This window comes from Herbaspirillum sp. Her4, assembly GCF_057961335.1.
Genome location: NZ_CM176330.1, coordinates 2356852 through 2370056 on the forward strand (window position 1 = coordinate 2356852; position 13205 = coordinate 2370056).

Here is a 13205-nt window from a genome sequence, read left to right on the forward strand (position 1 = left end):
TTCCTCACAGGCCAAGGATCATCTTGGAGATGATGTTCTTCTGGATTTCATTGGAGCCGCCGAAGATCGACAGCTTGCGATTGTTGAAGTAATGCGCGGCCGCTCCGGCAGCGGCTTCCGGACCCAGCGTGCCGCCGTCGTGACCTTCTTCCAGCGAATGCCACTGATACGGGCGCGCATAAGGACCCATGGCGCGGCGGGTGAGGGCGGTGATTTCTTGGCGGATCTCGGTGCCGCGTATCTTGAGCATGGAGCTTTCCGCACCGGGCGCACCACCGCCGGCGACCGCCGAGATGACGCGCAGGTTGGTGGTCTTCATGTTCTCCAGATCGATTTCCACGCGGGCCATACGGGCCGCGAAGAGCGGATCGTCAGCCAGCGGACGGCCATGGCTGCGTTGCGTGGCGGCGATGTTCTTCAAGCGTTGCAGCGCGGCCACCGAGAAGCCGATGCCGGCGATGTTGGTGCGCTCATAGGTCAGCAGGTACTTGGCGCAGCTCCAGCCGCGATCTTCCTCGCCGACCAGGTTTTGTACCGGCACGCGCACATCGGTGAAGAAGACCTCGTTGACTTCGTGCTCGCCATCCAGCGTGATGATGGGGCGCACTTCCACACCCGGGGCGTTCATGTCGATGAGCAGGAAGCTGATGCCTTCCTGCTTCTTGGCCTCGCGGTTGGTGCGTACCAGGCAGAAAATCATGTTGGCGTAGTGGCCCAGCGTGGTCCAGGTCTTCTGGCCGTTGACGATGTAATGATCGCCGTCGCGTACCGCATGCGTCTTCACGGCCGCCAGGTCGGAACCCGCGCCCGGCTCCGAATAGCCCTGGCACCACCAGTCCTCGCCATTGAGGATGCGCGGCAGCCAATACTGCTTCTGCGCTTCGTTGCCGTACTTGATCAACACCGGCCCCAGCATGTTGACGCCGAAGGGCACCACGCGCGGCGCATGCGCCAGGCAACACTCATGTTCGAAGATGAATTTCTCGATCACGGTCCAGCCGGTGCCGCCATATTCCTTGGGCCAGTGATTGGCCAGCCAGCCGCGCTCGTTGAGGATGGCATGCCATTGTTCCATCTCGTCGCGGCTCAGGTGCTTGCCGCTGGCCACCTTGTCAGACAAGGCCTTGGGCAGCTTCTCGGCGAGGAAGGCGCGCACGCTGTCGCGGAAGGCTTCTTCGGCCGGGGTGAAATTCAGATCCATTCCAGTCTCCTTGGGGATGCGGCGAAGCGACGCTGCGCTTCAATAGATTTCAAACAGGCCGGCCGCGCCCATGCCGCCGGCGATGCACATGGTCACCACGGCATAGCGCGCACCGCGCCGCTTGCCCTCGATGAGTACGTGGCCGGCCAGGCGCGCGCCGGTCATGCCGAAGGGATGGCCGATGGAAATGGCGCCGCCGTTGACGTTGAGCAGTTCTTCCGGAATGCCCAGGCGTCGCTGGCAGTACAGGGCCTGCGAGGCGAAGGCTTCGTTGAGTTCCCACAGGCCGATGTCTTCCATGCGCAGGCCGTGCCGCTGCAGCAGGCGCGGTACCGCAAAGACCGGGCCGATGCCCATTTCATCGGGCTCGCAACCGGCCACGGCAAGACCACGGAACGCGCCCAGTACCGGCAACCCCGCGCGTTCTGCAGCGCGTGCTTCCATCATCACGCAGGCCGAAGCGCCGTCGGAGAGCTGCGAGGAATTGCCTGCCGTGATGAACTTGTCCGCGCCCATCACCGGGGCCAGCTTGGCCAGTGCCTCATAGGTGGTGCCGGGACGGTTGCAGTTGTCGGCCTCCACCGTCACCTCGCGCAGGCTGGTCTGGCCGCTGGCCTTGTCGGTCACTTGCATGGTGGTGGTGCAGGCCACGATCTCGTCGCGGTAGCGTCCGGCTTCCTGCGCTTCGGCGGTCTTGCGCTGGCTGGCTTCGGAGAAGCGGTCCTGGTCTTCGCGCGAGATGCCGTAGCGCGCGGCCACGATGTCGGCGGTCTCGATCATGGGCAGGTAGAGGTCGGGCTTGTGCTCGACGATCCACGGGTCCATGCCGCTGTCGCCGCTATCGGTGGCGCTGCGGCTGCGGATCTGCGAGATGCTTTCAACACCGCCTGCGATCATGGCATCGGCGCCATCGACCACGATGCGGCCTGCGGCCATCGCAATGGCTTGCAGGCCCGACGCACAGAAACGATTGACGGTGGTGCCGGCGATACTGATGGGCAGCCCTGCACGCACGATGGCCTGGCGCGCGATGTTGCGGCCGGTGGTGCCTTCCGGATAGCCGCAGCCGAGGATGGCATCCTCGATCTGGCCCGGATCGATGCGCGCACGTTCGACGGCGGCGCGCACGGCGAAGGCCGCCAGGGTCGGGCCGGACGTGACGTTGAATTCGCCGCGATGGGCCTTGGTCAAGGGAGTACGCGCAGTGGATACGATGACGGCTTCCCGCATCATGGAATTCTCCTGGAAGGATGGTGCAAGGGGGAGACCGCCAAGGCGCGCGGTCTCCGCGGAGTTCGGTCGATCGGTCAGCCGGCCTGGTTCAGCGATTCAAAATTGGCGCCGCGTTCGACCAGTTCCACCAGCAGCGGCGAGGGCGTCCAGAACAGCGGGTCTTCGGCGGCAAAGGCGCGGATGTCCGCCAGCACATTGGGCAGGCCGACCATGTCGGCGTATTTCATCGGACCGCCACGATGGCGCGGGAAACCGTAGCCATAGAGGAAGGTGACATCCACATCCAGCGGACGCAGCGCAATGCGCTGGTGCACGACATTGGCACCTTCATTGATCATGGCCGCCAGGTAGCGGCGCTGGATGTCTTCCTTGCTGAAGCTGCGCGGGGTGATGCCGGCACGCGCACGTTCTTCGTCGATGAGCGCGAGCACTTCCGGGTCCGGCGCGCCGCTGCGCGGTCCATCCGGATAGCGATAGAAACCGCGTCCGCTCTTCTGGCCGAACCAGCCGCGCTCGCACAGGCGGTCGGCAATGTGGACGTAGCGCGCACGCGGATCGCGCGTGGCGGCGCGGCGCTTGCGGGTGGCCCAGCCAATGTCGCCACCGGCCAGGTCCACCACCTGGTACGGCCCCATGGCAAAACCGAAGTCGCGCACGGCAGCATCGATCTCATAGGGCGACGCGCCATCTTCCATCAGGGCATCGGCCGCCTGACGATACACGGCCAGGATGCGATTGCCGATGAAGCCATCGCAGACCCCGGCGCGCACCGGCACCTTGCGCAGGCGCTTGGCCAGTTCGAAAGCGGTGGCCACCACATCGGCGGCGACCTGGCGCGGCACCACGATTTCCAGCAGCTTCATCACATTGGCCGGCGAGAAGAAATGCAGGCCGATCACGTCCGCCGGACGGGAGATGCTGGCGGCGATCGCATCGATGTCGAGGTAGGACGTGTTGGTCGCCAGCACGGCACCGGGCTTGCAGACGCGGTCCAGTTCGGCGAAGACGGCTTGCTTCACCGTCAGATCTTCGAAGACGGCTTCGATCACTACATCGGCGGCGGACAAGTCTTCATAACGGGTGCTGCCCTGCAAGCGCGCCAGTACCGCATCGCGGGCCTCTTGCGTGAGACGGCCCTTGGCCACCTGGGCGTCGTAAGTTTTTTCCACATGGCCGCGTCCACGTGCGAGCGCTTCGTCGTCGCGTTCGATCATGGTCACCGGCAAACCGGCATCGAGCACCGCCACGGCAATGCCCGCACCCATGGTGCCGCCGCCGACCACGCCGATCTGTTCGATGCGGCGCGGCTGGGCGTTGCGGGTCTCTGGGGCTTTCTGCACTTCGCGTTCGGCAAAGAAGGCGTGGATCAGGCCGGCGCGTTGCGGGCTGTCCAGGCATTGCAGGAAGAACTGGCGTTCCAGTGCGAGTCCTTCCTCGAAGGGGAGAGTGGTGGCGCCTTCCACCGCATCGATGATCTTGTGCGGGGAGAACAGGCCGCGCGATTTCTTGCCGGCCTCGGCGCGTGCGGCCGCAATGGCCGCTTGCGTGGCGGCGGTATCAGCCAGCCCTTTGCCATCGCGGCTGCGGCGTACCGGGGCGTGCGTGTCGAGCAGGGCCTGCAGTTCGCGCAGGCCGGCCGCGCGTGCCTGGTGGGCGCTGTCGCCCTCGGCCAACTGGTCTACCAGACCGAGCGAAAGGGCTTCCTTGGCGCTGAGATGGCGTCCCGTCAGCATCATCTCCAGCGCGGCCTGCGCACCGATCAGGCGCGGCGTGCGCTGGGTGCCGCCGGCACCGGGCAGCAGGCCCAGTTGTACTTCGGGCAATCCCAGGCGGGCGTTGCCGAGGGCCACGCGGTAATGCGCAGCCAGCGCCACTTCCAGCCCGCCGCCCAGGGCCGCGCCGTGGATGGCCGCCAGCACCGGCTTGTTGCAGGCCTCGATGCGATTGCACAGTTCGGTCAGCAGGGGCGATTGCGGCGGCTTGCCGAATTCGCGGATGTCGGCCCCGCCGATGAAGTTGCGGCCCGCGCCGGTCACCAGGATGGCGGTCACGTCGGCATCGGCCTCGCCTTCCTCGATGGCGGACATCAGGCCCCGGCGCACCGCCACCCCCAGCGCATTGACCGGCGGGTTGTCGATGGTCACCACCAGGATGGCACCTTCACGCGCCAGATGGACCGGGGGCGTTTCGCCCGCCGCCGTGGATTGCTTGGACATGCAGCAGTCTCCTGTTCTAGTTGGTTCGCATAGCGAAACTCAAGTTCGCAAATGGCTTTTGTCGGCAACGATACCGCATTTGCGCCGGATGTGTAAACCGTGCATACCGCAGCGGCCCGATCTGCACAATTGTTAGTAAGGTTCACGCGGGGCGGGCGTTTGCGGCCGATGGCGAAAAAGGCAGGTTGAGCCGGGGGCCTCCTTTGGCGCTGTTGAAACGCCACATCCGGACTGCTTGTTTTGCACAGCGGAACACACGTTCGCAAATAATTGACACTGCGATTTCAGGTGTGTACATTCCACAGCCAATGAGGGGCGACGTGACCATGCGGCACGGCCCTGCCACGCGGAGATGTGACGGATGGATGAGATTGTGTCGTTCAAGGGTGAGGATGAGAGCCACGACCGGCAGTTCGTCAATGCCCTGGCGCGTGGACTGGAGATCCTGCGGTGCTTCCGCCCCGGGGAGATCTACCTCACCAACACCGAACTGGCCAAGCGCACCGGCCTGCCCAAGCCGACCATCTCGCGTCTGACGCACACCCTGACCCGGCTGGGCTATCTCGAATATTCCGAAGACCAGGGCCGCTATCAACTCGGCTCCGGCGTGCTCGCCCTCGGCTACTCACTCCTCTCCGGCATGGATGTGCGCAAGCTGGCGCGTCCGGCCATGCAGGAGCTGGCCGACTATTCGCAATGCAATGTGGCGCTGGGCATCCGCGATCGCCTCAGCATGGTCTACATCGAAGCCACGCGCGGCCAGTCCGCCGTGACCTTGCGCCGCGATGTCGGCTCGCGCATTCCGCTGGCCACCACCTCCATGGGCCGCGCGCTGCTGTGCGCCTTGCCCCAGAACGAACGCGATTTCCTGATGGACCACATCCGCCTGCGCAATGAAGAGCAATGGCCCAAGGTCAAGGCCGGCATCGAGCAGGCCTTCAAGGATTACCAGGATCATGGTTTCTGCATTTCGGTTGGCGAATGGGAAAAGACCATCAGCGCCGTGGGCGTGCCCATGATCGATGCCAACGAAGAAAAGATCATGGCCTTCAATTGCGGCGGCCCGGCGTTCATGCTGACGCGCGAGATGCTGATGGAAGACCTCGGCCCGCGTCTGGTGAACGTGGTGCGCACGGTGGAAGCGAGCATGGGCCGCCACTGAGCGGCAGGCAGCAACGAACAGGTTACAACGAGCAACAACGAGCACGGAGACAGACGCGCCGCCATGCCGCAGGCATGACCGGTGCGCAGCAAGGCAGTACCGCAGGTCCATCACAACAAAAAACAGAAGTCAGCGCCATCGGGGTCATGCAGACCCGTTTCAGCCATGGGTGTCCGGTGCTGTCCGGCCGGGATGCGCACGTTCGCAGGCAGCGTCGTGCGCCTGGCATCCATCGCTGAAGCGGGACGTCCCCGGCCAGGACAGACATCAACATCACTCAGATTCACTCAGAGGAAAAAGGTGGAGACAATGACGAACAAGCATCAAGGCATCAAGCGACTGGCCCTGCTGGCCTGTATCGCCTCGGCACTGGCCGGTGGCGCGGGCAGCGCGGCCGCCGACGAACTCAAGGTCGGCGTGGAAATTCCGCTGACCGGCAGCCTGGCACGCGTGGGCTCGGGCATGCAGGAGGGCATCAACGTGGCGGCTGATGTCTTCAACAAGACCAACGGCAAGCACAAGATCAAGCTGGTCACCATCGATGACGAATCGGCGCCGGCCAAGGCGATTGCCGCCGTCGAGAAGCTGGCCGGCGAAGGCGTGCTGGCCATCACCGGTGGCTACGGCTCCAACAACATCGCACCGGCTGCCGATGCGGCAGGCAAGGCCGGACTGGTCTACATGACCTCCGGCGGCGTGGACGACAACCTGGTCAACAGCGGCCGCAAGAACTTCTTCCGCATCAACAACGTGGCCGGCTACCAGAAGGCCATGGTGGGCCTGCTCGACGACATGAATGCACGCTCGGTCTCCATCGTCTATTCCACCAAGGAAGCCACGGCGGCGCTGGCCAAGGACCTGGAAAAAGCCTGGGGTGCCAAGGGACTGAAGGTGACCTCGCACGCCTTCGATCCGGCCATCAGCGACTTCAAGCCCATCGTCAACAAGATCAAGCTGCAGGACAAGCCGGAAGTCATCGCCATGATCGGCTACGAGAATGACTACGTCGGCATCCTGCGCGCAGCGCGCGTGTTGAAGCCGGCGGTCAAGGCCATGGTCGGCGTGTGGTCGCTGGCCACCCCGAAGATGGCGCAGGACTTCCCGGACCTGGTGCCCAATGTGTATGGCACGGCGCTGCTGCCGTATCCGGCGCAGTTCACCACGGCTGATGGCAAGCTCTTTGAAGAAACCTATCGCCGCCTCTACAAGAAGGACCCTGACTACCTGGGCCAGTTCGGTTACGTGCAATCGATGCTGCTGTTCGAAGCCATCGCCCGCGCCGCCGACAAGGGCACGCTCAAGAAGGATGGCGTGGCCGAAGAAATGCGCAAGACCGATCGTGAAACCCTGATCGGCCGCGTGCAGTTCGGTGCCAATGGCGACAACCTGAACTTCACCCACCACATGGGCCAGCACCAGGGCGACAAGGTCGCCATCGTCTGGCCCAAGGCGGCCGCTACCAACAAGATGAATTATCCGGCCGTGCCCTGGTAATGCCCGGGCGGCGCGCACGCTGCACGGGCATGCGCGCCGTTGCCCACTCCAACGGAATGCAGACATGAATGAACTGATACTGCAAGCCCTGTACTCGGGGCTGCTGCAGGGGGGCTCCTACGCTCTCATTGCCTTGGGCCTGGCGCTGGTGTTCGGTGCCATGCGGGTCATCAACCTGGCGCAGGGCGAGCTGGTATTGCTGGCGGCTTACATCGCCTACTCGGTGGAATCGGGCTTGGGCCTGAACCCGGTACTGGCCATTCCCATCGCGCTGGTGGTGGTGTGCCTGACCTCGGCCATCGTGTATTTCGTGGTCAGCCGCATCAAGAAGGACCGCGAGATCAATTCGCTCATCCTCACCTATGGCATCGGCGTCATCCTCACCAACGGCATGCTGCTGATCTGGAAGGCCGACATCCGTTCCACCAGTTCCGAATGGCTGCAGGAAGCCTTCGTGCTCGGCCCCTTCTACAGCATGCGCAGCGAAGTGCTGTTCTTCGGCGTGAGCCTGCTGATGATGGCTGCGCTCTGGTGGTGGCTCTCGCGCAGCTGGTATGGCCGTGCGGTGCGCGCCGTCTCCAGCAACCGCGATGCGGCCAAGCTCATGGGCATCAATCCCGGCTATACCGAACTGGTGTCCTTCATCGTGGCGGGCATCCTGGCGTCCTTCGCCGGGGTGGCCTTGTTCAGTTACGGTGTTATCAGCCCAGCTTATGGCGGAGTGCTCACGGTCAAGGCTTTCATTATTACTGTATTGGCCGGTGTGGGTTCGATTCCGGGCGTGCTGATCGGCGCGATCCTGCTCGGCGTGGCCGAGGCGCTGACCGTGACCCTGGCCAGCTCGGCCCTGCAGGAACTGGCGGGCATGGGCTTGTTCCTGCTGGTGCTGTTCATCATGCCCAACGGCTTGTTCGGCGTGCGCGCAAGAAGGGGATGAGATCATGACGATGAACAAGAACAAGCTGTCCGCATTGCTGCTGCCCTTGCTGCTGATCGGCGCACCGCTGCTGCTGGCGCAGGACCATTACGTGATGAGCCTGCTGGTGGCCTCGATGGTCATCGGCGGCATCGCGCTGTCGTGGGCGCTGCTGGGCAACCTGGGGGGCATGATCAGTTTCGGTCACGCGGCTTTCTTTGGTGTGGGCGCTTATACCTCGGCGGTATTGAGCATGAAATTCGGTGTGCCGGTATTGCTGGGTTTGCTGCTGGGCGGTGTCGGTGCACTGATTGCGGCACTGGCGATGCTGCCGGTATTGCGCCTGCGCGGTCCGTATTTCGCGCTGGCGATCCTGGCGTATGCACACATCTTCCGCATCCTGGCCACCGAGTGGACTTCGATGACCGGCGGCTCGGGCGGGCTCTCCAACATTGCGCGCCTGCCGACGGTGATGGGCGTGGACCTGTCGAGCAAGATCGGTGCGTATTTCGTGATCCTGCTGATCGTGGCGGTGTTCGCACTGGTGTATGCGCGGGTACGCGAGAGCCACTATGGATTGGCCCTGCGCGCCATGCACGAGAGCGAGGACGCGACCCGCGTGGTGGGCGTCAACAGCACCGTGCTCAAGGGCATGATGCTGCTGCTGTCGGCTTTCATGTGCGGCGTGGTCGGTGCCTTCAATGCGCACTACATCAGCTTCCTGGAACCGGACTATGCCTTCAGCGCCCTGTGGGTCACCATCCCCATCGTGGCTGCCATTTTCGGAGGTTATCGCAGCATCACCGGACCGGTGGTCGGGGCGGTGGTGGTCTACCTGCTGGATCAGCTGGTGTTCAAGAACATCATCCCTTCCGGCCATCAACTGGTGCTGGGGGCCTTGCTGGTGGCGATGATCGTCTTCAGTCCGGACGGCTTGCTGCCGCTGCTGCGCAAGCTGGGCAAAGGCAAATCCGCAGGAGGCAAGCATGCTGCAACTTGAAAAAGTCTCGGTGCGCTTCGGCGGCCTGACGGCGGTCGATGAAGTCACGCTGCAGGTCGGCACCGGCGACGTGGTCGGTCTGGTCGGTGCCAATGGCGCGGGCAAGACCACGCTCTTCAATGCCATCTCCGGACTGGTGCGTCCGACCAGCGGCAGTATCCGCTTCAATGGCGCCGACATCCTGCACGCGCCGCTGCACCGCCGTGCGCGTCTGGGCATCGGCCGCACCTTCCAGATTCCGCAGCCCATGCATGAACTGACGGTGCGGCAGAACCTGATCGTGGCGCAGCGCTTTGCCGCCGGCAAGGTGGATGCAGCCAAGATCGACGAAGTGCTGGCCTTCACCGGCCTGGCCGAAAAAGCCGAGCGCGATGCCGCCACCGAACTGGCGCTGACCGAACTGAAAGCGCTGGAAGTGGCCAAGGCGCTCGCCACCCAGCCCAAGCTGCTGCTGCTCGACGAAGTGCTGGCCGGGCTGGAGACCAATGGCAAGCGCCGCTTCATGCAGATGCTCAAGGGCCTGCATGAGGCCTTTGCCGTTGGCATCGTCATCATCGAACACGACATCGAGACCATCAGCAACCTGTGTCCGCGCGTGGCCGTGCTCAACTTCGGCCAGCTCATCGCCGAGGGTGCGCCGGCGCAGGTGTTCAATGATCCGGCAGTCATCAAGAGTTATACGGGAGCGTGAATGCTTGAAGTCACCAACCTGCGCGCCGGCTACGGTGCCATCAATGTGCTGTGGGATGTCTCGCTGACAGTGGGGCAGGGCCAGCTGACCACCATCATCGGGCCCAACGGTGCCGGTAAAACCACGCTGCTGCGCGCCATCATGGGCCTGATCCCGATCGGGCAGGGGCAGGTCACGCTGGAGGGCAAACTGCTCAATGGCATGCCGACCTGGGAGATGTCCAAGGTCTCGATGGCGATGATCCCGGAAGGGCGGATGATCTTCCGCGCCATGAGCATCGAGGAAAACCTCATCGTCGGTGCCTTCGCCCCGCAGCACCGGGCACGCGTGAAGGACAACCTGGAGCGCGCCTACACCATGTTCCCAAAGCTGCGCGAACGTCGCCGCCAGCTGGCCGGGTCACTCTCCGGGGGCGAGGCGCAGATGCTGGCGATGGCGCGCGGGCTGATGTCCGAGCCGAAGCTGCTCATCATCGACGAACCCTCGCTGGGACTGGCCCCGGTGGTGGTCAACGAACTCTTCGAAATCCTGGCGCGATTGAAGGCAGAGGGCCGCACCATCATCCTGGTGGAACAGAACACCGAACGCGCCGTGGGCGTGGCCGATCACGTCTACCTGATGCAGGGCGGCAAGGTGATCCTGTCGGAGAAGGCCAGCGAGGTGGCGCTGGATCATCTGCATGATCTTTATTTCGCACGATGAGGCCATGACGGCGCGCTGCGGCTGACCGGTGTGCGCCAGCGTGAAGTTTTGTCCCAAAACAAAACGCCCCGCCGTCTCACGACAGCGGGGCGTTGTTCATGCTACCTGCGGGACTCAGGCCTTGGACTTGCCGTCCTGTGCCTTGGCCGCTGCCAGCGCGGTCATGTTGATGACACGGCGCACGGTGCTCGACGGGGTCAGCACGTGCACGGGAGCGGCCGTACCCAGCAGGATGGGGCCGATGGTGGTGCCCTGGCCGCTGCTGGTCTTCAAGACGTTGAAGAGAATGTTGGCGGCATCCAGGTTGGGGCAGACCAGCACGTTGGCAGCACCCGTCAGGCCGCTGTCGGCCAGGCCCGCATTGTTGCGGATCTTTTCCGACAGGGCGGCGTCGCCGTGCAGTTCACCGGCGGATTCGACCTCCGGTGCCAGCTTCTTGAAGGCTTCATGCGCGGCAGCCATCTTGCGGGCCGAGGGACGCGAGGAGCTGCCATGGTTGGAGTGCGACAGGAAGGCCACCTTCGGCGGCACACCAAAGCGCGCCACTTCTTCGGCGGCTGCCTTGGCGATGCGCGCCAGCTGCTCGGCGTCCGGCGTGTCGTTGACGTAGGTGTCGGTGATGAAGAGCGTCTGTTCCGGCAGCAGCACGGCATTCAGGGCGGCGAATTCCTGCGCGCCGTCCTTGAGGCCAATCACCTTTTCCACATGGGCCAGGTGGCCGTCGTAGTTGCCATCCAGGCCGCACAGCATGGCGTCGGCGTCACCGGCCTTGACCATCAGCGCCGCCAGCAGGCTGCCGCTGGCGCGCACGTCGGCTTCGCTGCCGTCCTTGTACTGGGCGGCGTACTGCGCCACGCGGGCGTCGCTGGCCGGGTCGATCACTTGCACGTTCTGGCCGATCTTGATGCGCAGGCCAGCCTTCTTGATGCCGGCTTCGATGGCGGCGGGCTGGCCGACCAGGATCGGTGCGGCCAGGCCTTCGTCGGCCACGAACTGCACGGCGCGCAGCACGCGCTCATCCTGGCCATCGGCGTAGACCACGCGTTGCGGCGCGACCTTGGCGGTGTTGAAGACGGGCTGCATGAACATGCCGGTCTGGTAGATGAAGCGGGTCAGTTCTTCACGGTAGGCGGCGTAGTCCTTGATGGGACGGGTCGCCACGCCGGACTCGGCAGCCGCCTTGGCCACGGCCGGGGCGATCTTCAGAATCAGGCGCGAATCGAACGGGGTCGGGATCAGGTAGTCGGCACCAAACACCAGTTCCTTGCCGGGGTAGGCGGCGCTGACTTCGGCGCTGGTCTCGGCCTTGGCCAGGTCGGCGATCTCGCGCACGCAGGCCAGCTTCATGGCTTCGGTGATCTTGGTGGCACCGCAGTCCAGCGCGCCACGGAAGATGTAGGGGAAGCACAGCACGTTGTTGACCTGGTTCGGGTAGTCCGAACGGCCGGTGGCGATGATGCAGTCCGGACGGACCGACTTGGCCAGCTCGGGGCGGATTTCCGGTTCCGGGTTGGCCAGCGCCAGGATGATGGGCTTGTCGGCCATGGTCTTGACCATCTCCGCGGTCAGCACGCCAGGGGCCGAGCAGCCCAGGAAGACGTCGGCACCGTTGACCACGTCGGCCAGGGTGCGCGCTTCGGTCTTGATGGCGTAGCGCTGCTTGGAGGCGTCCAGGCCACCGGGGCGGCCTTCATAGATGACGCCCTTGCTGTCGACCATGTAGACGTTCTCGCGCTTCACCCCCAGGCCGATCATCACTTCCACGCAGGCGATGGCGGCTGCGCCCGCGCCGGAGACGGCGATCTTGACGGCGCCGATGTCCTTGCCGACCAGTTCCAGGCCGTTCAGCAGGGCAGCCGAGGAGATGATGGCGGTACCGTGCTGGTCATCGTGGAAGACCGGGATGTTCATGCGGGCCGAGAGCTTCTGCTCGATGTAGAAGCATTCCGGGGCCTTGATGTCTTCCAGGTTGATGCCGCCCAGGGTCGGCTCCAGTGCGGCGATGATCTCGACCAGCTTGTCCGGGTCGTTCTCGGCCAGTTCGATGTCGAACACGTCGACGCCGGCAAATTTCTTGAACAGGCAGCCCTTGCCTTCCATCACCGGCTTGGAGGCCAGCGGACCGATGTTGCCCAGGCCCAGCACGGCGGTGCCGTTGCTGATGACGGCCACCAGGTTGCCGCGCGAGGTGTAGTCGAAGGCCTTCAGCGGGTCGGCTTCGATGTCCAGGCAGGGATAGGCCACGCCCGGCGAATAGGCCAGCGACAGGTCGCGCTGGTTCGACAGCGGCTTGGTGGGGCGGACTTCGATCTTGCCGCGCGACGGGGTGCGGTGGTATTCGCGGGCGGCGTCACGCAGGAGTTGCTCGGCGGCAGAAATTTGTTGGGTCATGGTCTGGTTGAGGGATGAAAAACGGTCTTGAAAAAGCGGTCTGCGCAACGACTTGCGTTGCTGCGGCCAGCTTGTACTGTTCTGGTTTCCTGGTCTTGAATGCGGCGGGCCGATCGGGAAGGATGGTGTTTCTCGTCGGTCCGGAGTGGGGTACGGAAAGCGGCCTCCAGTGATGGTGGCCGATAGTCCGCGCCTGCCT

The 13205-nt window shown here is 64.2% G+C and carries 10 protein-coding genes; 6 read left to right on the plus strand and 4 right to left on the minus strand.

Going from position 1 to position 13205, the window contains the following annotated elements:
* Positions 1–4 precede the first annotated feature (4 nt).
* From ACWFUC_RS10680 to ACWFUC_RS10690, 3 genes are all read right to left on the minus strand, one after another.
* On the minus strand, positions 5–1201 hold the full coding sequence (locus tag ACWFUC_RS10680; RefSeq protein WP_489624870.1) for an acyl-CoA dehydrogenase family protein: 1197 nt from the start codon (positions 1199–1201) through the stop codon (positions 5–7).
* 39 nt (positions 1202–1240) lie between these two features.
* A complete protein-coding gene (locus ACWFUC_RS10685) occupies positions 1241–2431 on the minus strand; it encodes an acetyl-CoA C-acyltransferase (RefSeq protein ID WP_489625532.1) in 1191 nt (396 codons plus the stop codon).
* A 77-nt stretch (positions 2432–2508) separates the two neighbouring features.
* The gene (locus ACWFUC_RS10690; protein WP_489624871.1) at positions 2509–4650 is read right to left on the minus strand and encodes a 3-hydroxyacyl-CoA dehydrogenase NAD-binding domain-containing protein; all 2142 of its coding nucleotides are present in this window, start codon (positions 4648–4650) and stop codon (positions 2509–2511) included.
* A gap of 361 nt (positions 4651–5011) precedes the next feature.
* On the opposite strand from ACWFUC_RS10690, the gene ACWFUC_RS10695 reads away from it, so the two are divergent.
* The 6 genes from ACWFUC_RS10695 (at position 5012) to ACWFUC_RS10720 (ending at position 10615) form a co-directional block, all read left to right on the plus strand.
* Positions 5012–5812: an IclR family transcriptional regulator gene (locus ACWFUC_RS10695; protein ID WP_008326330.1), complete on the plus strand. Its 801-nt coding sequence runs from the start codon at positions 5012–5014 to the stop codon at positions 5810–5812.
* Between the two features lie 309 nt (positions 5813–6121).
* Complete coding sequence (locus ACWFUC_RS10700) at positions 6122–7306, plus strand: ABC transporter substrate-binding protein (RefSeq protein WP_286869575.1); 1185 nt, start codon at positions 6122–6124, stop codon at positions 7304–7306.
* A 64-nt stretch (positions 7307–7370) separates the two neighbouring features.
* On the plus strand, positions 7371–8243 hold the full coding sequence (locus ACWFUC_RS10705; protein WP_034340218.1) for a branched-chain amino acid ABC transporter permease: 873 nt from the start codon (positions 7371–7373) through the stop codon (positions 8241–8243).
* Between the two features lie 4 nt (positions 8244–8247).
* Positions 8248–9222: a branched-chain amino acid ABC transporter permease gene (locus tag ACWFUC_RS10710; protein WP_489624872.1), complete on the plus strand. Its 975-nt coding sequence runs from the start codon at positions 8248–8250 to the stop codon at positions 9220–9222.
* The gene (locus tag ACWFUC_RS10715) at positions 9209–9913 is read left to right on the plus strand and encodes an ABC transporter ATP-binding protein (protein ID WP_489624873.1); all 705 of its coding nucleotides are present in this window, start codon (positions 9209–9211) and stop codon (positions 9911–9913) included. Before ACWFUC_RS10710 ends, ACWFUC_RS10715 begins: the two co-directional genes overlap by 14 nt.
* Positions 9914–10615: an ABC transporter ATP-binding protein gene (locus tag ACWFUC_RS10720; protein ID WP_489624874.1), complete on the plus strand. Its 702-nt coding sequence runs from the start codon at positions 9914–9916 to the stop codon at positions 10613–10615. It begins immediately after the preceding gene.
* A 114-nt stretch (positions 10616–10729) separates the two neighbouring features.
* Here ACWFUC_RS10720 and ACWFUC_RS10725 read toward each other — a convergent pair whose 3' ends face one another.
* A complete protein-coding gene (locus tag ACWFUC_RS10725) occupies positions 10730–13006 on the minus strand; it encodes an NADP-dependent malic enzyme (protein ID WP_489624875.1) in 2277 nt (758 codons plus the stop codon).
* Positions 13007–13205 lie beyond the last annotated feature (199 nt).

Coding starts and splice junctions, on each gene's coding strand:
- ACWFUC_RS10695 (WP_008326330.1), top strand. CDS start 5,012: ATGGATGAGATTGTGTCGTTCAAGGGTGAGGATGAGAGCCACGACCGG.
- ACWFUC_RS10725 (WP_489624875.1), bottom strand. CDS start 13,006: ATGACCCAACAAATTTCTGCCGCCGAGCAACTCCTGCGTGACGCCGCC.
- ACWFUC_RS10705 (WP_034340218.1), top strand. CDS start 7,371: ATGAATGAACTGATACTGCAAGCCCTGTACTCGGGGCTGCTGCAGGGG.
- ACWFUC_RS10680 (WP_489624870.1), bottom strand. CDS start 1,201: ATGGATCTGAATTTCACCCCGGCCGAAGAAGCCTTCCGCGACAGCGTG.
- ACWFUC_RS10700 (WP_286869575.1), top strand. CDS start 6,122: ATGACGAACAAGCATCAAGGCATCAAGCGACTGGCCCTGCTGGCCTGT.
- ACWFUC_RS10715 (WP_489624873.1), top strand. CDS start 9,209: ATGCTGCAACTTGAAAAAGTCTCGGTGCGCTTCGGCGGCCTGACGGCG.
- ACWFUC_RS10710 (WP_489624872.1), top strand. CDS start 8,248: ATGACGATGAACAAGAACAAGCTGTCCGCATTGCTGCTGCCCTTGCTG.
- ACWFUC_RS10690 (WP_489624871.1), bottom strand. CDS start 4,650: ATGTCCAAGCAATCCACGGCGGCGGGCGAAACGCCCCCGGTCCATCTG.
- ACWFUC_RS10720 (WP_489624874.1), top strand. CDS start 9,914: ATGCTTGAAGTCACCAACCTGCGCGCCGGCTACGGTGCCATCAATGTG.
- ACWFUC_RS10685 (WP_489625532.1), bottom strand. CDS start 2,431: ATGCGGGAAGCCGTCATCGTATCCACTGCGCGTACTCCCTTGACCAAG.